This is a genomic window from Polaromonas sp., assembly GCF_039932935.1.
In the GTDB taxonomy this organism is placed as follows: domain Bacteria; phylum Pseudomonadota; class Gammaproteobacteria; order Burkholderiales; family Burkholderiaceae_C; genus Polaromonas.
Genome location: NZ_JBDTPB010000081.1, coordinates 1 through 23,997, shown reverse-complemented (window position 1 = coordinate 23,997; position 23,997 = coordinate 1). Strand labels below are relative to the sequence as shown.

Genomic DNA, 23,997 nt, shown 5'->3' with positions numbered 1-23,997 from the left:
CCTTGATGCGGGTGTTGAGCGTGTTGGGAGTGATGCTGCCGATGCTGTCTTGCAGGAGGCGAAATGTCTGAGGATGGCCGTCTTTCAGGGCCCACAGCACGCGCAGTGCATAGCGTGCTTCCAGCAGTTCAAGCAATTGGCCTACCGCTGCATTTTCTTTGGCACTCATCGGGTTATCTCCTCGGGTCACAGTTTGGTCACAGGGGGTTGTTAAGCAGAAGCTTCGAAAGCTTGAGGCCAAATATAACGCAAATTGCTGGCTGCTACGAGTTTTATAGCTGCCCACGCCCGCTGCAGTTGGACTTGCAGCCCAAAACTCTTGGAAAACCCTGATGCGGCGGGCGTCACAATGCCTTGGTCGGCGCACCTGCCAAGGAGCCGGTACGCCAATTTTGGCTCCTACATCACCGGGATGCGCGCGCCAGATTGAAGCGACACGCCGCTGCCGGTTCTGGACGATTCCATGATCGCCTCAATCACCTGTTGCACGCCCAGGGCGGAACGTCCTGTGACGGCGGGCGTAGATCCATTCTTGATGGCGCGGACGAAATCCTGTAGCACGGCCCGATGCGCGGCGTGGTCGAATGCCATGGGATTGGCGCCGCCGCCGGAGGCCTGGCGTGTGCCGGCCGTCAACGCGGTTCCGTTGGCAAGCATCGCCTGCATTTCCCCGCCTTCAAGCGTCACGGAGCCGCCGGTGAAGTTGAGTTCAATGCGTTCCGGGTAGCCGGGGTAGGCTGCCGTGGTGGCCTGCACCACGGCGACCGCGCCGTTGGCGTAATGCAGCAGTGCGGCAGCCGAGTCTTCCCCCTCCATGCGATGCACCGGGCTGGTGCTTGCGACTCCCGTCACGCGCTCCGGCAGGCCGGTAAAACTGAGCAGCAGGTCAAGGGTATGAATGGCTTGCGTGATCAGCACACCGCCGCCGTCGCGCGCCAGGCTGCCGCGTCCGGGCTCATCGTAATAACTTTGCGGCCGCCACCACCGGACCGACGCGGCGCCGCTGACCAGCGCCCCCATTTGCTTGTCCCGCAGCAGGGCGCTGAGGCCCAGGGCAGCCTCGCGCATCCGGTGCTGCAGCATCACCGCCAACACGACGCCAGCGGTCTCGCACGCTTCCACCAGCGCGGTGGCGCGGGTCACATCGATTTCCAGCGGCTTCTCGACCAGCACGTGCTTGCCCGCCCGCGCCGCCTGTTGCACCAGATCCAGATGGGTGTTGGGCGGTGTCAGAACCAGCACGGCCTGCACGCTCGCGTCTTCCAGAATATCGTCAAGGCGGGTGGTTCTGCGAGCACCTGCAGGAGTTGCCACCGCTGACAGCCGTTCGGCGCTCCGGCCATAGACCCAGGCGACTTCTACTTCGCTCGCCAGGTCTTCAAGGCTGCGCAAGTGAGGCGCCGAACCCAGACCTGCACCGATGACACCAAGACGCAGCCGCGTCGCGCCGGGCAGGAGTGACATGCTAGTCAAGCTTGATGTTGGCGGCCTTGATAACCTGCGCCCACTTTTCGACCTCGGCCTTCTGGAAGGCGGAGACCTGCTCGGTCGTCATGTTGGACGGTTGCATGCCCAGGCCCTTGAGGCGCTCCTGCATCTCTGGCTGCTCGGTGATTTTCATGATTTCATCGTGCAGCTTGTCAATGATGGGCTTGGGGGTGCCCGTCGGCACAAAAATGGCTTGCCATGAGAGGACCTCGAACCCGGGGAGGCCCGACTCCGCCACGGTCGGCACATTGGGCAGGGACTCCAAACGCTTGGCAGAGGTCACAGCCAGCGCGCGCACCTTGCCGCTCTGAATGTGCGGGCCTGCCACCACGGTCGTGTCGAACATCATGTCAACCTGCCCACCGATCACGTCCTGGATCGCGGGGCCGCTGCCTTTGTAGGGCACGTGGATGAACTGTGTGCCCGACTTGAAGCCCAGCAGCTCCAGCGAAAGGTGCTGCGAGGTGCCGCTGCCTGCCGAGGCGGACGAGATGGATTTGGGCTTGGCCTTTGCGGCAGCCAGCACGTCCTGCAACGTTTTATAGGGGCTGTTGGCCCCGACCACCAGCACGACGGGATTGGAGCCTATGAGCACGACAGGGGAAAACGATTTGATCGGGTCGTAGCCCAGTTTGGGGTAAAGGCTCACGTTGATGGCGTGCGAACTGACGGTGCCGCCCAGCAGGGTGTAGCCATCGGCCGGCGCCCGTGAAGCCGCCTCGGAGCCCACGCTGCCGCCGGCGCCGCCCTTGTTGTCAACCACGATGGTGGTGCCCAGCACGGGACCGAGCTTCTGCCCGATGAGGCGGGCCAGGATGTCGGTCGTGCCGCCTGCGGGGAAAGGCACGACATATGTGATCGGCTTGGTGGGCCATTTGTCCTGCGCCCAGGCAGGCAACGAGAACAGGGACGCCGTGGCGCTGGCCAGGGCAGATTGGATGAGGGAACGACGTTGCATGGTTTTGTCTCCTGGTGTGTGCTTGTGGTGAATGTGGCGGGTGATAACGGTTTGAGCGAATTCGAAAAATCTTTATCGGGTAGCAGGACGCGGTGATGAGGCAGCGCACCGCCTTCTATTCCGACAAATTACTTGATGGCCTGGATGCGTTCGTACAGGCTCTTGGGCCAGGGTGCGTCGGGTGCCGTGAGCAACGGCAGCACTGCCGCGGCAAAAGGCGCCCGGTCTACCTTGTTGACGGTCTTGCCTTTTTTCTCGAACTCGGCGACCAGGCGGCTTTCCGCGTCGACGATGTCCTGGCTTGAGCGGCTGGAAGCTTCCCAGAGCACCTGGTCAAACACCTTTTTGTCGGCATCGCTGAGCTTGGACCAGACCGAGCTGGAGACGGCGGTGATCAGTGATTCAGTAATGTGGCCGGTGAGCGTGATGTACTTCTGCACTTCGTAGAACTTCTTGGCTTCAATCGTTGGCAGCGGATTTTCCTGCGCGTCGACTGTGCCGTTTTGCAGGGCCAGGTAGACCTCGGCAAATGCGATGGGCGTGGGGTTGGCGCCCACAGCTCTGGGGAACATCACGAACAGCGGGGCATCGGGCACGCGCAGTTTCAGTCCCTTCATGTCTTCGGGCTTGAAGATGACTTTATTGGACGTCATGTGGCGAAGGCCGTAGTAGGTGTAGCCCGCGATGTGCTGGCCGCCGGTCTTGCCGGCATAGCCTTGTGCCAGTTCCTTGAAGATGGGGCCGTTGCGAAAGGCCTGGAAGTGCGCATAGTCGCGAAAGACAAAAGGCGCGGCAGCGATGGACAGTGGCGGATGCGCACGTCCGGCAAACGCGACGCCGGTGTAGATGATGTCCACCGTGCCCAGCGTCAGGCCCTGGTTGATTTCGGTTTCCTTGCCCAGCGACGAGGCGGGAAACACTTCGACGACGTAGCGGCCGTCGGTGCGTTTCTTGATTTCGTCGGCAGCCCAGACGGCCTGCTTGTGAAAGGACTCGGACGTCTCGTAAACATGCGCCCACTTCAGTTTGGTCTGCGCGGCTGCACTGCCGGCGCCAAGCGTGGCCACCAGTGTGAGCAGCGTTGCGCCGGCAAGGCTGCAAAGGGTTCTGCGTTTCATATGTCTTGTCTCCTCATTGCTTGTAATGCTTGGGGTATCGGGGGTGAAAGGATGCCGGGGTATACCGCCCCCGGTGCCTGGGTGTTAAAGGAAGCGCTTGTGCTTTTGTTTGTGCGGGAGTGGCCTTCCGGAAGCCTCTAAATTCCGGAAGTTCGCCGGGGTCACCGCACCATGCAAGGCATCTTGTTGTTGAATTTCCAGTCCGGGATCAGGTATTGCATGGCCACGGCATCGTCGCGCGCGCCCAGCCCATGCTTGAGGTAAAGCTGGTGGGCTTTTTCCACTTCAGCCATGTCCAGTTCGACGCCCAAGCCAGGCGTCTTGGGTACGGCGACTTCACCACCCACAATTTGCAGCGGTGCTTTGGTCAAACGCTGGCCATCCTGCCAGATCCAGTGCGTGTCGATGGCGGTGACTTTGCCCGGCGCTGCGGCGGCCACGTGCGTGAACATGGCCAGAGAGATATCGAAATGGTTGTTGGAATGCGAGCCCCAGGTCAGCCCCCAGGTCTGGCAAATCTGCGCGACGCGGACTGAGCCCTGCATGGTCCAGAAGTGCGGATCAGCCAGCGGAATGTCCACCGACTGCAGGTGAATGGTGTGGGACAGTTCGCGCCAGTCCGTGGCGATCATGTTGGTCGCGGTCGGCAGGCCGGTGGCGCGGCGGAACTCGGCCATCACTTCACGGCCCGAGAAAACGCCTTCGGCGCCGCAAGGGTCTTCGGCGTAGGCCAGCACGTCGCCGCGGCCCTGGCAGATGCGGATCGCATCCTTGAGCAGCCAGCCGCCGTTCGGGTCCAGCGTGATGCGCGCGTCGGGAAAGCGCTCAGACAGGGCGATGATGGCTTCCATCTCTTCCTCGCCGCGCAGCACGCCGCCCTTGAGCTTGAAGTCTTTGAAGCCGTAGCGCTTGTAGGCGGCCTCGGCCAGCGCCACGATTCCATCGGCGTCCATGGCCGCTTCATGGCGCAGGCGCAGCCAGTCGTCTTCGGCATCCGGCGCCGAGTCATAGGCCAAGCCGGTTTGTTTGCGGTCGGCCACATAAAAGAGGTAGCCCAGCATGGCCACTGAATCCCGTTGCTGGCCATCTCCGAGCAAGGCAGCCACTGGCACACCCAGGAACTGGCCGAGCAGGTCGAGCAGGGCGCTTTCTACAGCGGTGACCGCATGGATCGCCACGCGAAGGTCGAAGGTCTGGTTGCCGCGGCCGCCGCTGTCGCGGTCGGCAAAGCGTGTACGCAGGGTATTCAGGATCTGGTTCCAGGCACCGATCGACTGGCCTTCGATCAGTTCACGGGCATCTTCCAGCGTGTTGCGGATTTTTTCACCGCCCGGCACTTCGCCCACGCCTGTGCGGCCGGAGCTGTCGGTCAGTATCAGCAGGTTTCGGGTGAAGAAAGGACCGTGGGCGCCGCTCAAGTTGAGCAGCATGCTGTCATGCCCCGCCACTGGAATCACCTGTACACGGGTTATTTTTGGGGTTTGAGAAGAGGCGAGGGGGGCTGTAGCAGGAGCGGTTGAAGCGGGCATACCGGACTTGTTTTGTAGATGGTTGATAAGCAAATTATCAGTTATCGTACAACCCGCCGATTTTTTATGCAACCAGGTTTGTACCTGACAGGACTGCTTTTGGGGTGGCCGAAGGCTCTTCAGGTGGCTGCATGGTATGGGCGTTATTGCCCCGGCGCAGGCGTTCGCGGCTGTTGGACAGGTGTGTCCGCATGGCGGCTCGCGCAGCTTCGGCGTCCTGATTGCGGATGGCGTTGTAAATGCTTTCGTGTTCGGCGTTGACCCGCTGCAGGTAGTTGAAGCGGCCCTCCGGTGCGCTGTGCGTGGTGTTGACACGGGTACGGGGAATGATCATGGTCCCCAGGTAGGTCATCAGGTCGGCAAAGTGCCGATTGCCCGTGGAACGGGCGACTTCCATGTGGAACTGGAAGTCAGGCGGCACCGCGTCGGAGTCGAGGCTGATGGAGTCATGAAAGGCGCGCAGGGCGCTTTCCAGGGCCGCGAGATTTTCAGGTGTTCTCCTCTGGGCGGCCAGGCCGGCTGCTTCCGTTTCGAGGCTGATGCGCAATTCCAGTACTGAAATCACGTCAGCCACCGTGGCAAAGTCTTCCGCAGTGATTTTGAAGTTGCCAGACTCTTGTGGCTGCAGCACGAAGGTCCCGATGCCGTGCCGGGTTTCGACTAACCCGGAGGCCTGGAGCTTGGACAGCGACTCGCGTACCACGGTTCGGCTGACATCAAAGCGGGCCATGATTTCAGCCTCGGTGGGGAGTTTTTCCCCGGGCTGCAGGTGACCTGAACGGATGCTGGTGGCCAGGTTTTCCACGATCTCGCCCACCAGCCCGCGAGGGCGGCGTGCGCGCAATGGCTCCTCATGAAAGGCTGCCGTAAGGCTTGCCTCGGAGCGACTAGGGGTTTTCCTTGAGTCCATTAAAAAACCATTGACAAGCGGAGGGGTGAACTGGAGAATTCCAAGTCATCAGACAACCTATGACTACTGCGTTCGTGGGTTGACTTTAACAAACTTCATAAAAAAGTCCAGTGTTTGCCGCAACGCTGGGCATAGATGTAAAAAATGACCATCAAAGTCCATGAAAAGCTCTTGTTGACCGGTGCGGCCGGTGGCTTGGGCAAAGCCTTGCGTGAGCGTCTGAAGGCCAACTGCTCGATTCTTCGTTTGTCCGATCTGCAGCCTTTTGGCGATGCGGGGGCGAATGAAGAGGTCGTCCTTGCCGATCTGGCTGATGCGACCGCGGTCAACACGATGGTCAAGGGCGTGAATGCCATCGTTCATCTGGGCGGGGTTTCCGTGGAGGGACCCTTCGGCCCCATCCTGCAGGCCAATATCCTGGGTGCCTATAACCTGTATGAAGCTGCGCGTAAAAACGGCGTCAAGCGCATTGTGTTTGCGAGCTCCAACCACGTCACCGGCTTTTACCGCCAGGACCAAACCATCAACGCCGACCATCCGGCGCGCCCCGACGGCCTGTACGGCCTGAGCAAGGCGTTCGGCGAAAACCTCTCGCGCCTTTACTTTGACCGCTATGGCATTGAAACCGCGTGTGTGCGCATCGGGTCTTCGTTTCCGGAGCCAAAAGATCGACGCATGCTGGCAACCTGGTTGAGTTACGACGATCTGCATCGCCTCATTACCGCCTGCCTGACAACCCCCGTACTGGGCCACAGCATTGTGTTCGGCATGTCTGATAACGCGGTGACCTGGTGGGACAACAGCCGCGCCCGCCACGTTGGCTATGTGCCGCAAGACAGTTCCGACATCTTCCGCGAGGCGGTCTACGCCCGCACGCCCGCCCCCGACCTGAAAGATCCGGTTGCGCAATACCAGGGCGGTGGTTTTGTCGTGGCCGGTCCTTTCGGCGATTGAGCGGACGAAGACCAGCATGAGTGACTCCCACGCCGAACTGGTTCTGGATGCGCGTAACGGCACGGGCGAAAGCCCCGTATGGCAGGCCGCAGAGCAGGCGCTTTACTGGGTCGATATTCCGGCTCGCAGGTTGTGTCGCTGGAGTGTGGCTGAAGGCGCGCTCACCGAATGGGCCGCCCCTGAAATGCTGGCCTGTGTCGCAGCGTTGGGCGGCACGCAGGACTGGATTGCCGGTACCGAAAGCGGCGTGTTCCGCCTGAGTCCGCAGGCAGGCGGCCAGCTCGGTTTTGACCGACTTGCGGCCGTGACGCATGCCATGCCCGGCATGCGCTTTAATGATGGCCGCTGCGACCGGCAGGGGCGCTTCCTTGCCGGCACCATGTTGATGAATATGGCTGCTGGCGCTCGTGTGGGTTGCATCTATAGCTATCAAAAAGATAGTGATAAAAATACTCGCCTGAAGATGCTGCTGGACGGCTTCATTACGCCGAACGGTATGGCCTTCAGCCCTGATGGCCGCACGATGTATTTGTCGGACTCACACCCGTCGGTGCAGACCATCTGGGCTTTCGACTACGACACCGAGACCGGCACACCCTCCAATCGGCGCGTCTTTGTCGACATGAACCCGCTGCCCGGGCGCCCCGATGGTGCGGCTGTCGATGCCGACGGCTGCTACTGGATTTGCGGCAACGATGCCGGCCTGGTTCACCGCTTCACGCCTGCCGGCAAGCTGGACCGTTCGCTGGCCGTGCCTGTTAAAAAACCTGCCATGTGCGCCTTTGGCGGCGCCGGGCTTGACACCCTGTTCGTGACGTCGATACGCCCTGAAGGTGTCGACTTATCTGACCAGCCGCTGGCCGGTGGAGTCTTCGCGTTGCGCCCCGGCGTGCGTGGGCTGCCCGAGCCGGTGTGCATGTATTAAGAGCTTTTCCACCACCGACCCTTGAAGGAGACATCCATGATTTTCCGCAGAAAACTTATTGCCGTGGCAGCTGTCGCTGCTGCAGCGTTCATCTCCCCGTTGGTAGCGCAAGCCCAGACCGTATTGAAAGCGGCGGATGTGCATCCCACGGGTTACCCCACGGTCGCAGCGACAGAGAGCCTTGGCAAGAAGTTCGAGGCCGGCACCAACGGCAAGTACAAGATGCAGATGTACCCGAACAGTGTGCTTGGTGATGAAAAAACCATGATCGAGCAGACCCAGATCGGCGCCATCCAGATCTTGCGCACCTCCCTGGGCCCTGTTGGCGCCGTGGTGCCCGAGGTCAATGTGTTCAACATGCCTTTTGTGTTCCGCGACGAAGCGCACATGCGCGCCGTGATTGACGGCCCCATCGGCCAGGAAATCATGGACAAGATCACTGCCAGCCCGGCGCGTTTGGTTGCGCTGTCCTGGATGGACGGCGGCTCCCGCAGTCTTTACACCAAAAAACCGGTTCGCAGCATCGCCGACCTCAAGGGCCAAAAAGTCCGCATGATGGGTAACCCCTTGTTTGTCGACACGATGAATGCGCTCGGTGGTAACGGCATTGCCATGGGTTACGGCGAGGTCTACAGCGCGTTGCAAACCGGCGTGCTTGATGGCGCTGAGAACAACCCGCCCAGCATGTTTACCTCCAACCACTTCACGACCGGCGCGAAGTATTACACCCAGACCAATCACCTGATCATTCCGGAACTGCTGGTTATGTCGAAGGTGGCATGGGACAAGCTGACGCCCCCAGAACAGGCGCTGATGAAGAAGTTTGGCCGCGAAGCGCAGATGGAACAACGCGTGCTCTGGGACAAGAGCGTCGCTGACTACTCCGCCAAGCTGAAGGCCGCGGGCGTCGAGTTCATCGCGGTGGACCAAAAGCCGTTCTTTGACGCGACCGCTCCTGTGCGTGCCAAGTATGGCGCGCCTTATAAAGACTTGATGGCCCGTATCGCCGCTGTCAAGTAAGCCAAGGCGTCACCCGGATGCTGCGCGGCCACTGGCTGCGTAGCACCTCGGCGAACGCCGACGCGTGCTTTTGCCATTCCCTTGGCCCCTCTTGTTAGAAATCCCTCATGAAACAACCCCTGCAAGCCGCACTCGACGGCCTCTACCTCTGCTGTATCTGGATTGCCGGCCTGGCGATTCTGGGCATGAGCCTGATCATTCCCGTGGGTGTGTTTGCCCGCTATGTACTGGGTTTCGGCGCCCAGTGGCCGGAGCCGATTGCTATCTTGCTGATGGTTGTTTTCACGTTCATTGGCGCCGCCGCAGCCTACCGCGCCGGTGCACACATTGCGGTGGCGATGATGACCGATCGCCTGCCTGCCCTGGGCCAGAAGTTGTGCCGCTGGGCGGTGGACTTGCTGATGATGGCGATTTCCCTTTTCATGATTTTTTACGGCGGCAAGCTGTGCCTTGAAACCATGGGCCAGACCCTGGCGGATCTGACCTGGCTTCCCGTCGGTGTGAGCTACCTGCCGGTTCCGGTGGGTGGGCTGATCACCCTGATTTTCGTTCTGGAACAGCTGGCTTACGGAACCCAGTACCAGCGTGCAGTTGTCTGTTTTGACCACCAGGTCGAAGACTTGGGAGTTTGATGATGGATACCGTTGTACTTTTGGGTAGTTTTCTAGTATTGATTCTCATCGGCATGCCGGTGGCCTATTCGCTGGGCCTTGCTGCCCTGGTGGGGGCCGTCTGGATCGAGCTTCCACTGGAAGCCGTGATGATCCAGATCGCCAGTGGCGTCAACAAATTCTCGTTGCTGGCCATCCCGTTCTTCGTGCTTGCCGGCGCCATCATGGCCGAGGGCGGCATGTCGCGCAGGCTGGTGGCATTTGCCGGCGTGCTGGTGGGGTTTGTGCGGGGCGGCCTGTCGCTGGTCAATATCCTGGCTTCGACTTTCTTCGGCGCCATCTCCGGCTCGTCTGTGGCGGATACGGCTTCCATCGGTTCGGTGATGATTCCCGAAATGGTGCGCAAGGGCTATCCGCGTGACTTCGCGACCGCATTGACTGTGAGCGGCTCCATCCAGGCCACGCTGATTCCACCCAGCCATAACGCGGTGATTTATTCCATGGCGGCGGGTGGCTCAATCTCGATCGCAGCGCTGTTCATGGCTGGCGTATTTCCGGGTCTGCTGTTGGGTCTGACGCTTGCGACCTATTGCCTTTACATCGCCCGGAAGCGTAACTTCCCGGTGGGTGCCTCAATTCCGCTGAAACAAGCGGTGAAGATCGCCGTCGATGCGCTCTGGGGTCTGATGACGATGGTGATCATCCTGGGGGGTATTTTGTCGGGCGTGTTCACCGCCACGGAGTCTGCCTCCATTGCCGTGATCTGGGCGTTCTTCGTCACGATGTTCATCTATCGCGATTACAAATGGCGCGACTTGCCAAAGCTTATGCATCGCACCGTCAAGACCGTGTCTATCGTGATGATCCTGATCGGCTTCGCGGCAAGCTTTGGCTACATCATGACGCTGATGCAGATACCGCTGAAGATCACGACAGCGCTGACCGCCTTCACCGACAACCGCTACCTCATCTTGCTGTGCATCAACGTACTTTTGTTGTTCCTTGGCACCCTGATGGACATGGCGGCGTTGCTGCTGATTCTGACGCCCATCCTGCTTCCAGTTGTCAAGGCCGTTGGTGTTGATCCCGTGCATTTCGGCATGATCATGATTGTGAATCTGGGTATCGGACTGATCACTCCGCCGGTTGGTTCTGTGCTGTTCGTAGGTAGCGCTGTGGGGAAACTTCCGATCGAGAAGGTCGTCAAGGCTCTGCTGCCATTTTTCTTCCTTCTCGTGGTGGTACTGGGCATCGTGACTTACGTGCCTGCTCTGTCTCTGTGGCTACCTCGCGCCGTAGGTGTGTAAAAAATGAACGAGGCTGGAGCCGTCGCTGCACCGCTTTATATCCGGATGCATCCCCGCGACAACGTCGCGATCATTGCCAACGACGCAGGCCTGCCCGCGGGCACGACCTTCGCCGACGGCTTGAAACTTGTAGACCGTGTACCCCAAGGCCATAAAGTTGCGCTGGTGTCGCTGGCCAAGGGGGAGCCGGTACTGCGCTACAACGTAGCCATTGGCTATGCCCTCAAGGACATTCCCGCAGGTAGCTGGGTGCATGAGCGCTTGCTGGAGATGCCCGACGTACGTTCGCTGGACAATTTGCCTATCGCAACCGTCCGCCCCGAGCCATTGCCGGCGCTCGAAGGCTACACGTTTGAGGGCTACCGCAACCCGGACGGTTCGGTCGGCAGCCGCAACATCCTGGCCATTACGACGACGGTTCAATGCGTCGCCGGCGTGGTGGACTTCGCTGTGCAGCGGATCAAGGCCGAGTTGCTGCCGCGCTTTCCGAATGTGGACGACGTGGTGGGGCTGGAGCACACCTATGGATGCGGCGTCGCCATTGACGCCCCGGATGCAATCATCCCGATACGCACACTGCGCAACATCAGTCTGAATCCAAATTTTGGCGGCGAGGTCATGGTCGTGAGCCTGGGCTGCGAGAAGCTGCAGCCCGAGCGGCTGCTGCCACCAGGCACTATTCAGATCGTCGATGAACGCAATGTGGCCGACACAGGCACGAACGCGGAAGCCGTCCTTGACGTGGTTTGCCTGCAATCGGAGAACCATGTCGGCTTCATGTCCATGATCGATTCGGTTATGGAGACTGCTTTGCTGCATCTTGAGCGGCTCAATGCGCGTCGGCGCGAGACCGTACCAGCCAGTGAACTGGTGGTGGGTGTCCAATGCGGTGGCAGCGATGCCTTCTCAGGCGTGACGGCGAACCCGGCGGTGGGGTTTGCAACGGACCTCTTGGTGCGCGCCGGTGCCACGGTGATGTTCTCCGAGAGCACCGAAGTGCGCGACGGCATCGACCAACTGACCTCGCGGGCCAGCAGCCCGGAAGTGGCTGCTGCCATGATCCGCGAGATGGCCTGGTATGACGCCTACCTGAAAAAAGGGCAGGTAGACCGCAGCGCGAACACCACGCCAGGCAACAAGAAAGGTGGCCTTTCCAACATTGTGGAAAAGGCCATGGGCTCCATTGTCAAGTCGGGCTCCTCTCCCATTACCGGTGTTCTTGCTCCGGGTGAAAAAGTGAAGCAGAAAGGGCTGATTTACGCGGCCACGCCTGCCAGCGATTTCATTTGCGGTACCTTGCAGCTGGCCGCGGGCATCAATATCCATGTCTTCACAACCGGACGCGGCACACCCTATGGCCTCGCCGAGGTTCCGGTTATCAAGGTCGCCACACGCACCGACCTGGCTCGCCGCTGGCACGACCTGATGGACATCAATGCCGGCCGCATTGCCGATGGTCAAGCCACGATTGAAGACGTTGGCTGGGAACTTTTCCATTTCATGCTGGACGTTGCGAGTGGCCGGAAAAAGACCTGGGCCGAGCACTGGAAACTGCACAACGCGTTGGTGCTCTTCAATCCGGCGCCAGTCACCTGAACTTTCATCGGTATACATACGGAGACAGACATGATCATTTTCCCGTCGACTGCCGGCGCACTGCGCGAGGGGGTGAAGCTGCTGATGGCGTCCTGCCTTGTTGCAGCCACTGGAGCTGCCTCTGCTGCCACCTGGGTGTATGTGGCCAACGCTGACAGCCAGGAGATATCGGTACTCGAGCTCGACCGCGCCCAGGGCCTGCTCAAGCCGATTGACACGGTCAATGTGGGCGGCACCGTGATGCCGATGGTGGTAAGCCCCGACAAGCGATTTTTGTATGCCGCATTGCGCTCGCAGCCCTTTCGTGTTGTGAGTTTCGCCATTGATGGATCCAACGGCAAGTTGCGCAAGCTGGGGGAAGCATCCCTCGCCGACAGCATGGCCAACATCGACCTTGATCTGACAGGCCGTTGGCTTTTGGCCGCCTCCTACCCAGGCCACAAGATCACCGTTAACAGCATCGACAAGGAAGGCAAGGTCGGGGCTATCCAGCAACTGATTCCGACTGCACCCAATGCGCATGCCATTCATGCCGACGCAAGCAATCGTTTCGTTTTGGCCACCAGCCTGGGCGGCGACAACCTTTCTTCCTGGCGCTTTGATGCCTCGACCGGCATGCTCTCGCCCAACGATCCAGCTCTGACGACGGGAAAAACGAAATCCGGTCCGCGCCATTTCGTTTGGGACAAGGGGCAGCGCTTCGTTTACCTGCTGGACGAGCTTGATGCGCAGCTGCATGTGTTCGGTTGGGACAGCGCCAAAGGGACGCTCAAGCTGTTGCAAACCAGGACTACGCTCCCCGCGGGCTTCACGGGTAACCCTTGGGCGGCTGATCTGCACCTCACGCCCGACGGCCGCTACCTGTATGCCTCGGAGCGTACGTCCAGCACGCTCTCTGCCTTTCGCGTCGATGCTGCGACAGGGTTGCTGGAGCCTCTGGGCCAGACGCCGACCGAAAAGACTCCGCGCGGTTTTGCCATTGATGCCGCAGGGCGCTACCTGATTGCGGCCGGCCAGGAATCGCACAGCGTTTCCGTGCACCCGATTGATCCTGCGACCGGAGCGCTGGGAGTACCCAAACGGCTGCCGGTCGGCAAAAACCCGAACTGGATTGAAATTGTCGAGATGCCGTAAGGCCGCAAGCACTGCCGTCCACTTCATTTGGTAAAACCAGAGGACGATGAAGCGGCTGGGCTTCACTTCTCTTCTTCACCGCAAGCTGATTCACACAGCGATAGTAAAAAGCAAATCACCATGACACAAGCCACTCCCTACCAACCGTTTCCCAATAGCTTCAAGCGCGACCTGCTGGCCGGCAAAAAATTGATTGGCTGCTGGTCGTCGCTGGCCAATGCCATCACGACAGAAGTGCTGGGCGTTGCCGGTTTTGACTGGATCCTGCTCGATGGTGAACATTCGCCGAACGACGTGGGCACTTTCATCCCGCAACTGATGGCGCTGAAAGACAGCCCGAGCGCGCCCTTTGTGCGCCCGACCAGCAACAACGAGGTGGAGATCAAGCGCCTGCTGGACGCCGGTTTTTATAACTTCCTCGTGCCCTTTATCGAGAGTGCAGAGCAGGCACAGCGCGCCGTGGCGGCCACACGCTATCCGCCCCAGGGCGTGCGCGGCGTCTCGGTCTCGCAGCGCAGCAACCGCTACGGCACGGTGCCCGATTACTTCAAGGGCATCAATGACCAGATTTGCGTTGCGGTGCAGATCGAAAGCCGCGCCGGTGTTGCTGCAGCGCGCGCCATCGCTGAAATTGACGGTGTGGATTGCATTTTTGTCGGCCCGTCGGATCTGGCCGCTGGTTTGGGCCATCTGGGTAACGCGGGGCACCCCGACGTGCAGAAAGCCATTGCCGGCGTGTTTGCCGATGCCAAAGCCGCCGGAAAACCCATGGGAACGCTGGCGCCGGTTGAGGCCGACGCGCGCCGTTATATGGAGATGGGCGCAACGTTTGTGGCAGTGGGCAGCGACCTCGGTGTGTTCCGCGGCGCTACGCAGGCCTTGCACGATCGCTATCGCACGTGATGCTTTTATCAGTGAGTCAGCCGACCGCTGATCGAGTGATGGATACGTTTTTTTGACTGAAATTTTGATTGGAGCATTGAAATGAGCAAGCTTGGTTTTATCGGCCTGGGCATCATGGGCGCGCCGATGGCCGCACACCTGATCGCAGCAGGGCACGAAGTTTTCATGACCACGCGGAGCAAGGTGCCTGCCGACCTGTTGACGGGCAAAGGCAAAGCCTGCGATTCCATCACTGACGTGGCGAAGCAGGCCGACATTATTTTCCTGATGCTGCCGGACACGCCTGATGTGGCCAAAGTGCTGTTTGGCGACGGCGGTGTCGCCGCGGCGCTGGCCAAGGGCAAGACGGTAGTCGACATGAGTTCCATTTCGCCGATGGACACCAAAGAGTTCGCCAAAAAAATCAACGCCCTCGGCTGCGACTACCTCGATGCGCCGGTGTCGGGCGGGGAAGTCGGCGCCAAGGCGGCGAGCCTGACCATCATGGTGGGCGGACCTCAGGCCGCGTTTGACCTCGTCAAACCGCTGTTTGAACTGATGGGGAAAAATATCACGCTGGTCGGCGGTAACGGCGACGGTCAGACTTGCAAGGTGGCCAACCAGATCATTGTGGCGCTCAACATCGCAGCGGTCGGCGAGGCCCTGTTGTTTGCCAGCAAGGCCGGGGCCGATCCGGCCAAGGTGCGCCAGGCGTTGATGGGCGGCTTCGCTTCTTCGCGCATTCTCGAAGTGCATGGAGAACGAATGATCAAGCGCACTTTCGCGCCGGGCTTCCGTATCGGATTGCACCAGAAGGATTTGAACCTGGCACTGAGCGGTGCGCGCACGCTGGGCCTGGCTTTGCCGCAAACCGCGGGTGCCGCCCAGCTGATGCAGGCCTGTGCTGCCAATGGCATGCAGGACCTGGACCATTCCGCGCTGGTGCGTGCGCTGGAGCTTCTCGGAAATCACGAAGTAGCGAAGGCATAGGCAACCTGGCGAACCCCGAGGAGCCCGCAGAGGTTCCCGGCGCTACGGGGGTAATCCTTCTTTTTGAACATCAGGAGACTGACAGACATGCCCATCAACCGACGAGAACTTATTGCGGCTTCCCTGGCCATAGGGGCGGGCGCCGGCACTGGTGTTGCCAGCGCGCAGGCCGCCTGGCCATCCAAACCCATCCGCCTGGTGGTTCCTTATCCACCGGGCGGATCTTCAGACATTATTGCCCGGGCCATTTCGCAGCCTTTGTCCGAGGCGCTCAAGCAGTCGGTCATTGTGGACAACAAGGCTGGTGCCAACGGCAACCTGGGGGCTGACATCGTGGCCAAATCGGCCCCCGATGGCTACACGCTGCTGCTGTGTGATACCGGTGCATTGGCCATCAGTCCTTCGGTGTACACGAAGCTGGGCTTTGACCCCTCAAAAGACCTGCGTGGCGTCACCATGTTGGCGTATTCGCCGCATCTGCTGGTGGTGCATCCATCGGTGGCTGCCAACAACCTCAAGGAGCTGGTGGCGTTGTCGCACAAGACTGATCTGAATTTCGCCGTGACGGCCATGGGCAGCGCTCCGCACCTGGCGGGCGTCGCGGTGGAGCGGGCCAGCAAGGCCAAATGGCAATACATCCCCTACAAAGGCGGCTCACAGGCGGTCAGCGACACCATTGCCGGGCAGACGCAGATACTCATGAATGGCATGCTGGCCACTTTGCCGCACGTGCAAAGCGGCAAACTGAAGATCCTGGGCGTGTCCAAGAGCACGCGCATGCCCCTGATCGGCAATGTGCCAACACTGGCAGAGCAAGGGCTTGCCAATTTTGAATCGGGCACCTGGCAGGGTTTGCTGGTGGCCAACGGTACACCGGCCGCCGTGATCAACCGGCTTAACACCGAGCTCATCAAGATCATCCGCAGCCCGGACATTCGCGCCAAGCTGGCGGGGCAGGGCGCCGAGGTCGTGACCATGGCACCGGCCCAGCAAGATACCTTCTTCGTTCAGGAGCGCAGCCGTTGGGCCAAAGTTGTTGCGGACGCAAACATCAAGCTCGACTGATCATGGGTGTTGTGACTTAGTGGTGGAATTGCCAGATATTTTTTTCTGCAAGCGCGCATCCATGTGAAGATCACGGAAGGGATCTAATATTGACACTCACACGAGTCGGCCCGTTAGAGGCCGACCGTTGTACCCACGCCAGGAGACAAGAAATTGCGGACATCATTCAAGGGGCTTTTGTGCCTCTCCTTTGCCTTATGCGCGAGCGCCACCATGGCGCAAACCAAGCTGCGGGCATGGAACATCCATCCCGACGGTTATCCGGTGTCGGAAGCCATGAAGAGTTTTGTGGAGCAGGTGGCCAAGAGCACCAGCGGCCGCTACAACATTGAGCTCTTCAACAGCGGCTCACTTGGAGACCAGCCCAAGGCCGTGCAAATGCTCAAGAGCGGCGAGATTGATGTAGCTGAATTCAGCTCAGGCCCGCTGTCTGACGCCGTACCCGGCATCAAGGTATTGAACCTGCCTTTTCTGTTTACCGACTCCGCACATATGTTCCGTCACCTCGACGGCAAGCTGGGTGAGCGGTTTGCTGCCAACCTGAAGGCCGCCGGCTTTGTCGTGTTGGGCTGGTACGACGGCGGCGGCCGTTCGTTTTACTGCGTCAAGCCCGTCAGCAATATCAGGGACCTTGCCGGCATGAACATCCGGGTGCAGCAGTCTGAGGTCTATATCGAAATGGTGAAGCTGATGGACGCCAAGCCGGTGGCTTTGCCCTTCAAGGACGTGCTCGGAGCCCTGGAGCAGGGCAAGGTGGACTGCGCCGAGAACAACCTGCCTTCCTATGAATCCACGGGGCATTACAAGGTAGCCAAAAACGTTTATGTGACCAACCACGTGATTTCGCCCGAAGCACTCGTGGTGTCGACCAAATTGTGGGACAAGCTCAGCAAGGAAGACAAGGCCGCCTTCTCCGAAGCTGGTGCCAAGTCAGCCATCCTGATGCGCGAGCTGTGGAACAAGCGAGTGGCCGCGGCACTGGAAACCACGACCAAGCAGGGCTCCCAGTTCGTCAAGGTCAGGGACGCTTCGCCCATGGTCAGGCGCATGGGGCCGCTGTATGGAAAGTACATGGCCGACCCCACCACGCGTGAAGAACTGCTGACGATTATTGCCAAGTGAGCGAGCCGGACATCGCCATGCTGCTCGATCCCGCGCGGTTTGCGCGGGAAGTTGATGGCAAACCGGTTGGGTTGTTCACGTTGCGAAATCGTCAGGGGATGACGGTGTGCGTGACCAATTACGGCGCCAAGATCGAGCAGGTGCTGGTGCCCGGTCGCGAGGGCCGTTTCGACGACGTCGTGCTGGGTTACGACAGCATTGACAATGTGCTCGGCGGAGCGGCCTCTGTGGGCGCCTTTATCGGTCGCTATGCCGGCCGTATCGACCAAGCCCGCTTCACGTTGGGCGGCAAGGAGCATGTGCTGGCCGCCAACAACGGCCCGCACTGCCTGCATGGCGGCCTGAAAGGCTCGCGCTTTCGGGTGTTCGACGCGGTGCAGCGCAACGAATCCTGCGTTGAAATGGCGTATGTCTTTGCCGATGGGGAAGAAGGTTTCCCGGGCACGCTGGCCCTGCGCCTGACTTACAGTGTGACGGAGGCGGACGAGCTGGTGCTCGACTATGAAGCCCTTGCGCTGGATGCTCCCACGGTGGCCAACCTCACCACGCATGCCTTCTTTAACCTTGAAGGCCTGGCAGGCTCGGGGCGCCTCAGTGCACTGGAGCACGAGGTCACGGTGTTCTCCAATCGATATTTCGAGATGACGCCCGACCTCATCGCCACGGGCAGGCTATTGCCCGTCGAGGGCACACCGTTTGACTTGCGCACGCCGGTGACGCTGAGCACGCGAGTGCAGGCCCCACAGGGCGTAGGAGGCGTTGCGGGGTACGACGACTGTTTTGAGATTGATCGCTCTGCAGCCGAGACTGGAGAACTGGCGCTGTGCGCGCGCGTGAGTGCACCGGCCAGCGGGCGCGTGATGGAAGTCTGGTCGACCGAGCCCGCCCTGCAGTTTTACACCGGCCTTGTGGCGGGCGAGCCGCTGGCCGGTGGGCCGGGCAAAGGCGGCAGGCAATACGCGCAGCAGCAAAGCCTGTGTTTTGAGCCTCAGGGATATCCGAACGCACCCAATGTGCCGGCGTTTCCTTCGGCTGTCTACGAGCCGGGGCAGCCTCGCACGGGTCGCACCCTGTACCGCTTCAGTACCTCATAAACGGCCTGCGTGTCAGAATGCTCCGCAACAAGCAAGGGGCCAAACATGCGGTGTTGGAAATTGGGATGGGTGATTGGGTTGGTGTGGGCGACGCAACTTGCCGGCGAACCTGCCTGGGCGCAGCCCGAGCGCGTTCCTCCGCAGATCGTCAAGCTGCCCCTGCTGGTCGACGGCAAGCAGTTTGAGGTCGTCACCCACCTCTACAAACCCGAGGGCGAAGGCCCGTTTCCGCTGGTGATTTTTTCCCATGGGCGGGCTCCGTCGCGCGTCGACAGGGCCAAACTTGAGTACCCGGTACTGGTGGGGCACGCGAACTACTGGCTGCGCAAAGGGGTAGCCGTGATTGCCCCGGTGCGGCCCGGCTACGGTGACACCGGTGGCATGGACAGGGAGGATTCTGGTGCGCGCTGGAGCGGCAGCGTATGCAGCGGCGACCCCGACTTCGCGCGCGTGGCCAGCCGGGCGGGGCAAACAGTGGTCGCGCTGCACCAGTGGGCGCTGCAGCAGCCCTGGGTACGCAAGGACCGGCTGCTGCTGGAAGGGCAGTCGGTGGGCGGCATGACCACGGTGTCGGTGGCCACGCTCAACCTGCCGGGTGTTGTCGGTGCCGTCAACTTCGCGGGCGGCTCTGGCGGCAATCCCGAAACATCTCCCACCAAAAGCTGCAACCCGGAAAATATGCGCAAAACCTACAGCGAACTCGGCAAGCTGGTGAAGGTGCCAAACCTGTGGCTGTATGCCGAGAACGACCAGTTCTGGGGCGCCGAGGTGCCGCGCCAATGGCACGAGGCCTTCAAGGCGGGCGGAAGCGACACGCAGTTCATCCAGACCGGTCCGGTGGCGGGGCACGATGGGCATTCGCTTCTGACCTATGGCGGCAAGATGTGGTCGGGTTCACTGGACGCCTTCGTGCGCAAGGTGGGGCTGACTTCGCCGTGAGGTTTTCGCAGGCGTAAAAAAGCCCGGCGCCTTGCGGGGCCGGGCTTTCAGGAGCAGATTCTTACAGCGTATCGATAAAGCTGCGCAACTTGTCGGAACGCGAAGGGTGCTTGAGCTTGCGCAGCGCCTTGGCTTCGATCTGGCGGATGCGCTCGCGCGTCACGTCGAACTGCTTGCCGACTTCTTCCAGCGTGTGGTCGGTGGACATTTCGATACCGAAGCGCATGCGCAGCACCTTGGCTTCGCGCGGCGTCAGGCTGTCGAGGATGTCTTTCACCACGTCGCGCAGGCCGGCCTGCATCGCTGCTTCCAGCGGTGCGGTGTTGGCGCTGTCTTCGATGAAATCGCCCAGGTGCGAATCGTCATCGTCGCCGATCGGCGTTTCCATCGAGATCGGCTCTTTGGCGATCTTCATGATCTTGCGGATCTTGTCTTCAGGAATCTCCATCTTCTCGGCCAGGATGCTGGCGTCCGGCTCGAAGCCAAACTCCTGCAAGTGCTGGCGCGACAGGCGGTTCATCTTGTTGATGGTCTCGATCATGTGCACCGGGATGCGGATGGTGCGGGCCTGGTCGGCGATGGAGCGCGTGATCGCCTGGCGAATCCACCAGGTGGCGTAGGTCGAGAACTTGTAGCCGCGGCGGTATTCGAACTTGTCGACGGCTTTCATCAGGCCGATGTTGCCTTCCTGGATCAGGTCGAGGAACTGCAGGCCGCGGTTGGTGTACTTCTTGGCGATCGAGATCACCAGGCGCAAGTTAGCCTCGATCATCTCTTTCTTGGCATCGCGCGAGTTGGACTCGCCTTCGTTCATGCGCTTGTTGATGTCCTTGAGCTGGCCCAGGGGCACCACCACGCGGGCCTGCAATTCGCCCAGCTTGGTCTGCAGTTCCTGGATGGGAGGCACGTTACGCGCCATCACCACAGACCAGGGCTTGCCGGACGCGACCTGCTTTTCAACCCATTTCAGGTTCAGCAGGTTGGGTGGGAAGTCCTTGATGAAGACTTCCTGCGGCATGCCGCATTTCTCGACGATGATGCGGCGCAGTTCGCGTTCTTTCTTGCGCACGTCCAGCACCTGCCCACGCAGCATGTCGCAAAGCTTTTCAATCGTCTTGGCAGTGAAGCGCACCGTCATCAGCTCATCGCTCAGGGCTTTTTGCGACTTCACGTAGGTGGGCGTGCCGTAGCCTTCCTTGTCGTAGGTCTTGTGGACTTTCTCGAACAGGGTGGCGATTTTGTCGAAGCGGCTGAGTGCTTCTTTCTTGAGTTCTTCGAGCTTTTTGGTCAGGGCCTTGGAGCCGCCCTTGCCATCGTCGTCGTCTTCTTCGTCGAATTCGTCGAAGTCTTCTTCAGCCACATAGTCGTCGGCCTCATTGGGATTGGAAAAACCATCGACCACGGTCGAGATGACGATCTTGCCTTCGCGAATTTCTTCGCCCAGGCGCATGATTTCAGCGATGGTGGCGGGGCTTTCCGAGATGGCTTCCATCATCTTCATGAGGCCACCCTCGATGCGCTTGGCGATCTCGATTTCGCCTTCCCGCGTCAAGAGTTCGACCGTGCCCATTTCGCGCATGTACATGCGGACGGGGTCGGTGGTGCGGCCAAATTCGCTGTCGACGGTAGACAGCGCCGCTTCAGCGGCTTCCTCGGCCTCTTCTTCGGTGGAGCCGGCGGGCGCGTTGGCGGTGATCAGCAGGGTTTCCGCATCGGGTGTCTGCTCGTACACGGCCACGCCCAGATCGTTCAGGGTGACGATGACCGCGTCCAGTGTTTCAGCGTCGATCAGCTTGTCGGGCAGGTGATCGGAGATTTCGCCGTGCGTCAGATAGCCGCGGGTCTTGCCGAGCTTGATCAGTGCCTTCAGGCGCATGCGGCGCTTGAGCATGTCTTCTTCGGACAGCACGGTTTCGTCCAGGCCGAATTCCTTCATCAAGGCGCGTTCTTTCGCCTTGCTGATCTTCATGCGCAGCGGCTTGACCTTCTCGGTCGTCTCGGCCACCGGTTCACCGACCAGATCGTCCTCAATGTCGGACATGTCGAGGTCTTCACCGGGCTTGCCTGCGCTCGTCGCATTCTTGGGCTTGCGGCCGCGCTTGGCGCCGGTGGTGGCGGGTGCGCTGCCTTCCGCTGCGGGGTTCTTCGGCGGGCGGCCGGGTTTCTTTTTCACGGGCGCGTCGGCAGAGACGGCGAGCGGCTTGGATTCAGGAGTGGACTTGGTCGGCACGGCAGGAGCTTTCTTCAGGGGCAAATCAGGAGGAGCGGATTTCACGGTTTTCGCAGAAGCCTTGTTCACCGGGGCGCTTGATTTGCTGGCGTTGGCAGATGAGACAGATATGGCGTGTTTTCCCGATTTTTCAACCTTGCCGCTCTGGGCGGCAGGCTTTGCGGCTGCTTTGACCACGGGTTTAGCCGGGGTTTTGGCTGCTGCCTTGACTGGGGGCTTGCCTGCGGGCCGCGCAGCAGCTTTTGGCGCTGCTTTGGCTTTAGGCTTGGCGGCAGCTTTGGGCTGCGCGCTTTGCGGCTTCTTGGACGTGCTCGGCTTTTTCGGCTTGGCAGTAGGCATGGAACCTCCAGTTGTCGGAAATTGTTTTAAATATCGATCAGCTACCAGTAAACAAAAATGCGCCTTGGCGCCTGTAACAAGCACAGGCGCGGTGACAGGAATTCAAAGTCAGAAGCGAGAGGACGGAAAAAGGCCGGGAGTACCAAAGGCATGTAGGGCTATTTTTCCGGGCAAGCTGTTTGGGCGAACATTTGGTGTGCAGTCCTTGCGGAATTCCCTGGGGAAGTGGCCGTCTCATCTGTGAGTTCCCCGAAGTTTCAGGGTGGCCGGGCCGGAGGTGCTGCTGTCGCGCTTGCCGTCGAAAATCGGATTATACCCTGTTGCCTGTTTTTTGGGCGACTTTTTAACGACTTTTTTGGGGCTGTCAGCTCCCCAAAGCGAGGGTTTTTTGCCCGGCACCGCCACAAACCAGCCACAAACGGCATTAGCGGGATGTATCGGCCGTGGTTTTGAGGCTGGCGGCCAGTTCCAGATAGCGTTGCCGCGCTGCGGGGTCGGTGGCGGCCCGTGCTGCCAGTTCGCTCATTTCGCGCTGCCGGTGCAGGCGCAGGAGCTGGTCCAGAATGCTGCGCACCTCGGTCCAGTCGCTTTCGATGCCTTCGGGGATCTGCGCGATCTGCGTGGTGGCGTGCCTTTCGTGAGGGTGCCCGCGCAGCCCTTCGCGCAGGGCGGCCCAGGGCTGCGGGCCGTGTTCGTGCAATTGGCTTTCCAGCCACACAAAAAGCGGGCCGTGCGGCTCGGGCAGCTCCACCAGCAGGTGATGCTCTTCGGTGCTGAGCCGGTCCCAGGTCTCGGCTTCGGTCAGCAGAAATCGCAGAACCCGGTCTTCGCGGCTGGCGGGCAGCAAGCGCCCGGCCACCCGGCGTGGTGTGCGGCTGGCGCGTTCAGCATAGGGGCGTGGCGATGATGCTGGGGGGAAGTACCCGGCGGAGGAACCGCTCGAAGGCTCGGACGCGCTGTAATCCCGCTCGTCGAAATCCGGCGGGTAGCCGCTGGGGTCGGGCATATCCGCGTGATAAACCGGATTTGAAGGTGATTTTGGCTTGTAGCCCTTGCTGGACGAGCGCGAGCCGCTATCATTTTTATAGCCCGCCTTGTAGCCGGAGGCAGCCGGTTGCCACAGCTGCAGCAGCTCGCGGCTGTCGATCTGCACCTTGTCGGCAATCTCGGCCAGCAACTGGCGCTTCAGGGCGCCGTCGGGCAACAGCCCCCACAGCGGCCGGGCATTGCTGGCCATATGGGCGCGGCCTTCCGCCGTGTCGAGGTCGCAACCCTCGGCGGCTGCTTCAATGAGGAATTTGCTGAGCGGTACGGCCTTGCTGACATAAGTCGCAAAGCCTTCTTTGCCGTGTTCGCGGATGTAGCTGTCGGGGTCGTGCTCGGCCGGTAAAAACAAAAATTTGACGGTGCGCACGTCGGTGGCAAAGGGCAGCGCCGCGTCCAGGGCTTTGCGGGCAGCCCGGCGCCCGGCGCCGTCGCCGTCAAAACTGAACACCACCGAATCGGTGAAGCGAAACAGTTTTTGCACATGGTCGGCGGTGCACGCAGTGCCCAGCGTGGCCACCGCATTGGCAAACCCCATCTGGGCCAGTGCCACCACATCCATATAGCCCTCGGTGACCAGCGCATAGCCGTGTTCGCGCAAGGCAGGGCGAGCCTCAAACAAGCCGTAGAGTTCCCGCCCTTTGCTGAAGACCGGGGTTTCGGGCGAGTTGAGGTATTTGGGTTTGTCGTCGCCCAGCACACGGCCGCCAAAGCCTATGCATTCGCCCTTGACGTTGCGGAT

At 60.6% G+C, this 23,997-nt stretch carries 21 protein-coding genes and 1 pseudogene; 14 read left to right on the top strand and 8 right to left on the bottom strand.

The window, feature by feature from the left end:
- The 6 genes and pseudogenes from ABI546_RS14700 to ABI546_RS14675 all read right to left on the bottom strand — a co-directional run.
- Nucleotides 1-169 (bottom strand): annotated as a pseudogene (locus ABI546_RS14700) (transcriptional regulator); the annotation flags it as partial.
- Between the two features lie 230 nt (nt 170-399).
- Complete coding sequence (locus tag ABI546_RS14695; RefSeq protein WP_348047537.1) at nt 400-1,464, bottom strand: Gfo/Idh/MocA family oxidoreductase; 1,065 nt, start codon at nt 1,462-1,464, stop codon at nt 400-402.
- A gap of 1 nt (nt 1,465) precedes the next feature.
- The gene (locus tag ABI546_RS14690; RefSeq protein WP_348047535.1) at nt 1,466-2,446 is read right to left on the bottom strand and encodes a tripartite tricarboxylate transporter substrate binding protein; all 981 of its coding nucleotides are present in this window, start codon (nt 2,444-2,446) and stop codon (nt 1,466-1,468) included.
- 128 nt (nt 2,447-2,574) lie between these two features.
- Nucleotides 2,575-3,564 (bottom strand): sialic acid TRAP transporter substrate-binding protein SiaP, encoded by a 990-nt coding sequence (locus tag ABI546_RS14685; protein ID WP_348047533.1) that lies wholly within the window; start codon nt 3,562-3,564, stop codon nt 2,575-2,577.
- A 161-nt stretch (nt 3,565-3,725) separates the two neighbouring features.
- Entirely contained in the window at nt 3,726-5,093 is a 1,368-nt protein-coding gene (gene gudD / locus ABI546_RS14680; protein ID WP_348047531.1) for a glucarate dehydratase, read from the bottom strand.
- Between the two features lie 64 nt (nt 5,094-5,157).
- A complete protein-coding gene (locus ABI546_RS14675) occupies nt 5,158-5,937 on the bottom strand; it encodes a FadR/GntR family transcriptional regulator (protein WP_348047530.1) in 780 nt (259 codons plus the stop codon).
- Nucleotides 5,938-6,147: 210 nt separating this feature from the next.
- On the opposite strand from ABI546_RS14675, the gene ABI546_RS14670 reads away from it, so the two are divergent.
- The 13 genes from ABI546_RS14670 (at nt 6,148) to ABI546_RS14610 (ending at nt 19,642) form a co-directional block, all read left to right on the top strand.
- Nucleotides 6,148-6,957: an NAD(P)-dependent oxidoreductase gene (locus tag ABI546_RS14670; protein ID WP_348047528.1), complete on the top strand. Its 810-nt coding sequence runs from the start codon at nt 6,148-6,150 to the stop codon at nt 6,955-6,957.
- A 16-nt stretch (nt 6,958-6,973) separates the two neighbouring features.
- Entirely contained in the window at nt 6,974-7,882 is a 909-nt protein-coding gene (locus ABI546_RS14665) for an SMP-30/gluconolactonase/LRE family protein (RefSeq protein ID WP_348047526.1), read from the top strand.
- Between the two features lie 36 nt (nt 7,883-7,918).
- A complete protein-coding gene (locus ABI546_RS14660; RefSeq protein ID WP_348047524.1) occupies nt 7,919-8,902 on the top strand; it encodes a TRAP transporter substrate-binding protein in 984 nt (327 codons plus the stop codon).
- A gap of 107 nt (nt 8,903-9,009) precedes the next feature.
- Complete coding sequence (locus tag ABI546_RS14655; protein ID WP_348047522.1) at nt 9,010-9,534, top strand: TRAP transporter small permease; 525 nt, start codon at nt 9,010-9,012, stop codon at nt 9,532-9,534.
- 2 nt (nt 9,535-9,536) lie between these two features.
- The gene (locus tag ABI546_RS14650; RefSeq protein ID WP_348047520.1) at nt 9,537-10,820 is read left to right on the top strand and encodes a TRAP transporter large permease; all 1,284 of its coding nucleotides are present in this window, start codon (nt 9,537-9,539) and stop codon (nt 10,818-10,820) included.
- Nucleotides 10,821-10,823: 3 nt separating this feature from the next.
- A complete protein-coding gene (gene garD / locus ABI546_RS14645) occupies nt 10,824-12,416 on the top strand; it encodes a galactarate dehydratase (RefSeq protein WP_348047518.1) in 1,593 nt (530 codons plus the stop codon).
- Between the two features lie 30 nt (nt 12,417-12,446).
- The gene (locus tag ABI546_RS14640) at nt 12,447-13,550 is read left to right on the top strand and encodes a beta-propeller fold lactonase family protein (RefSeq protein WP_348047516.1); all 1,104 of its coding nucleotides are present in this window, start codon (nt 12,447-12,449) and stop codon (nt 13,548-13,550) included.
- A 120-nt stretch (nt 13,551-13,670) separates the two neighbouring features.
- Entirely contained in the window at nt 13,671-14,453 is a 783-nt protein-coding gene (gene garL / locus ABI546_RS14635) for a 2-dehydro-3-deoxyglucarate aldolase (RefSeq protein ID WP_348047515.1), read from the top strand.
- A gap of 81 nt (nt 14,454-14,534) precedes the next feature.
- The gene (glxR, locus tag ABI546_RS14630; RefSeq protein ID WP_348047513.1) at nt 14,535-15,422 is read left to right on the top strand and encodes a 2-hydroxy-3-oxopropionate reductase; all 888 of its coding nucleotides are present in this window, start codon (nt 14,535-14,537) and stop codon (nt 15,420-15,422) included.
- 87 nt (nt 15,423-15,509) lie between these two features.
- Complete coding sequence (locus tag ABI546_RS14625) at nt 15,510-16,487, top strand: tripartite tricarboxylate transporter substrate binding protein (RefSeq protein WP_348047512.1); 978 nt, start codon at nt 15,510-15,512, stop codon at nt 16,485-16,487.
- Nucleotides 16,488-16,700: 213 nt separating this feature from the next.
- Nucleotides 16,701-17,609: a TRAP transporter substrate-binding protein gene (locus ABI546_RS14620; protein ID WP_348047511.1), complete on the top strand. Its 909-nt coding sequence runs from the start codon at nt 16,701-16,703 to the stop codon at nt 17,607-17,609.
- A 17-nt stretch (nt 17,610-17,626) separates the two neighbouring features.
- Complete coding sequence (locus tag ABI546_RS14615; RefSeq protein WP_348047510.1) at nt 17,627-18,703, top strand: aldose epimerase family protein; 1,077 nt, start codon at nt 17,627-17,629, stop codon at nt 18,701-18,703.
- Between the two features lie 45 nt (nt 18,704-18,748).
- Nucleotides 18,749-19,642: a dipeptidyl aminopeptidase gene (locus ABI546_RS14610; RefSeq protein ID WP_348047508.1), complete on the top strand. Its 894-nt coding sequence runs from the start codon at nt 18,749-18,751 to the stop codon at nt 19,640-19,642.
- Nucleotides 19,643-19,703: 61 nt separating this feature from the next.
- Here ABI546_RS14610 and rpoD read toward each other — a convergent pair whose 3' ends face one another.
- Nucleotides 19,704-21,872, bottom strand: coding sequence for an RNA polymerase sigma factor RpoD (rpoD, locus tag ABI546_RS14605; RefSeq protein ID WP_348047506.1), 2,169 nt, complete (start codon nt 21,870-21,872; stop codon nt 19,704-19,706).
- On the opposite strand from rpoD, the gene ABI546_RS14600 reads away from it, so the two are divergent.
- Nucleotides 21,862-22,455 carry a hypothetical protein gene (locus ABI546_RS14600; protein ID WP_348047504.1) on the top strand — a complete coding sequence of 198 codons (594 nt, stop codon included), beginning with the start codon at nt 21,862-21,864 and terminating at the stop codon, nt 22,453-22,455. The genes rpoD and ABI546_RS14600 overlap by 11 nt on opposite strands.
- Nucleotides 22,456-22,635: 180 nt before the next feature.
- Here ABI546_RS14600 and ABI546_RS14595 read toward each other — a convergent pair.
- Nucleotides 22,636-23,997 (bottom strand): toprim domain-containing protein (locus ABI546_RS14595; protein ID WP_348047502.1); only part of this gene is annotated, 1,362 nt, incomplete at its 5' end.

Excerpts from the sequence above, each read along its gene's own strand:
- ABI546_RS14695 (WP_348047537.1), bottom strand. The coding sequence starts at position 1,464 with ATGTCACTCCTGCCCGGCGCGACGCGGCTGCGTCTTGGTGTCATCGGT.
- ABI546_RS14690 (WP_348047535.1), bottom strand. The coding sequence starts at position 2,446 with ATGCAACGTCGTTCCCTCATCCAATCTGCCCTGGCCAGCGCCACGGCG.
- ABI546_RS14685 (WP_348047533.1), bottom strand. The coding sequence starts at position 3,564 with ATGAAACGCAGAACCCTTTGCAGCCTTGCCGGCGCAACGCTGCTCACA.
- gudD (WP_348047531.1), bottom strand. The coding sequence starts at position 5,093 with ATGCCCGCTTCAACCGCTCCTGCTACAGCCCCCCTCGCCTCTTCTCAA.
- ABI546_RS14670 (WP_348047528.1), top strand. The coding sequence starts at position 6,148 with ATGACCATCAAAGTCCATGAAAAGCTCTTGTTGACCGGTGCGGCCGGT.
- ABI546_RS14665 (WP_348047526.1), top strand. The coding sequence starts at position 6,974 with ATGAGTGACTCCCACGCCGAACTGGTTCTGGATGCGCGTAACGGCACG.
- ABI546_RS14660 (WP_348047524.1), top strand. The coding sequence starts at position 7,919 with ATGATTTTCCGCAGAAAACTTATTGCCGTGGCAGCTGTCGCTGCTGCA.
- ABI546_RS14655 (WP_348047522.1), top strand. The coding sequence starts at position 9,010 with ATGAAACAACCCCTGCAAGCCGCACTCGACGGCCTCTACCTCTGCTGT.
- ABI546_RS14650 (WP_348047520.1), top strand. The coding sequence starts at position 9,537 with ATGGATACCGTTGTACTTTTGGGTAGTTTTCTAGTATTGATTCTCATC.
- garD (WP_348047518.1), top strand. The coding sequence starts at position 10,824 with ATGAACGAGGCTGGAGCCGTCGCTGCACCGCTTTATATCCGGATGCAT.
- ABI546_RS14640 (WP_348047516.1), top strand. The coding sequence starts at position 12,447 with ATGATCATTTTCCCGTCGACTGCCGGCGCACTGCGCGAGGGGGTGAAG.
- garL (WP_348047515.1), top strand. The coding sequence starts at position 13,671 with ATGACACAAGCCACTCCCTACCAACCGTTTCCCAATAGCTTCAAGCGC.
- glxR (WP_348047513.1), top strand. The coding sequence starts at position 14,535 with ATGAGCAAGCTTGGTTTTATCGGCCTGGGCATCATGGGCGCGCCGATG.
- ABI546_RS14625 (WP_348047512.1), top strand. The coding sequence starts at position 15,510 with ATGCCCATCAACCGACGAGAACTTATTGCGGCTTCCCTGGCCATAGGG.
- ABI546_RS14620 (WP_348047511.1), top strand. The coding sequence starts at position 16,701 with ATGGCGCAAACCAAGCTGCGGGCATGGAACATCCATCCCGACGGTTAT.
- ABI546_RS14615 (WP_348047510.1), top strand. The coding sequence starts at position 17,627 with ATGCTGCTCGATCCCGCGCGGTTTGCGCGGGAAGTTGATGGCAAACCG.
- ABI546_RS14610 (WP_348047508.1), top strand. The coding sequence starts at position 18,749 with ATGCGGTGTTGGAAATTGGGATGGGTGATTGGGTTGGTGTGGGCGACG.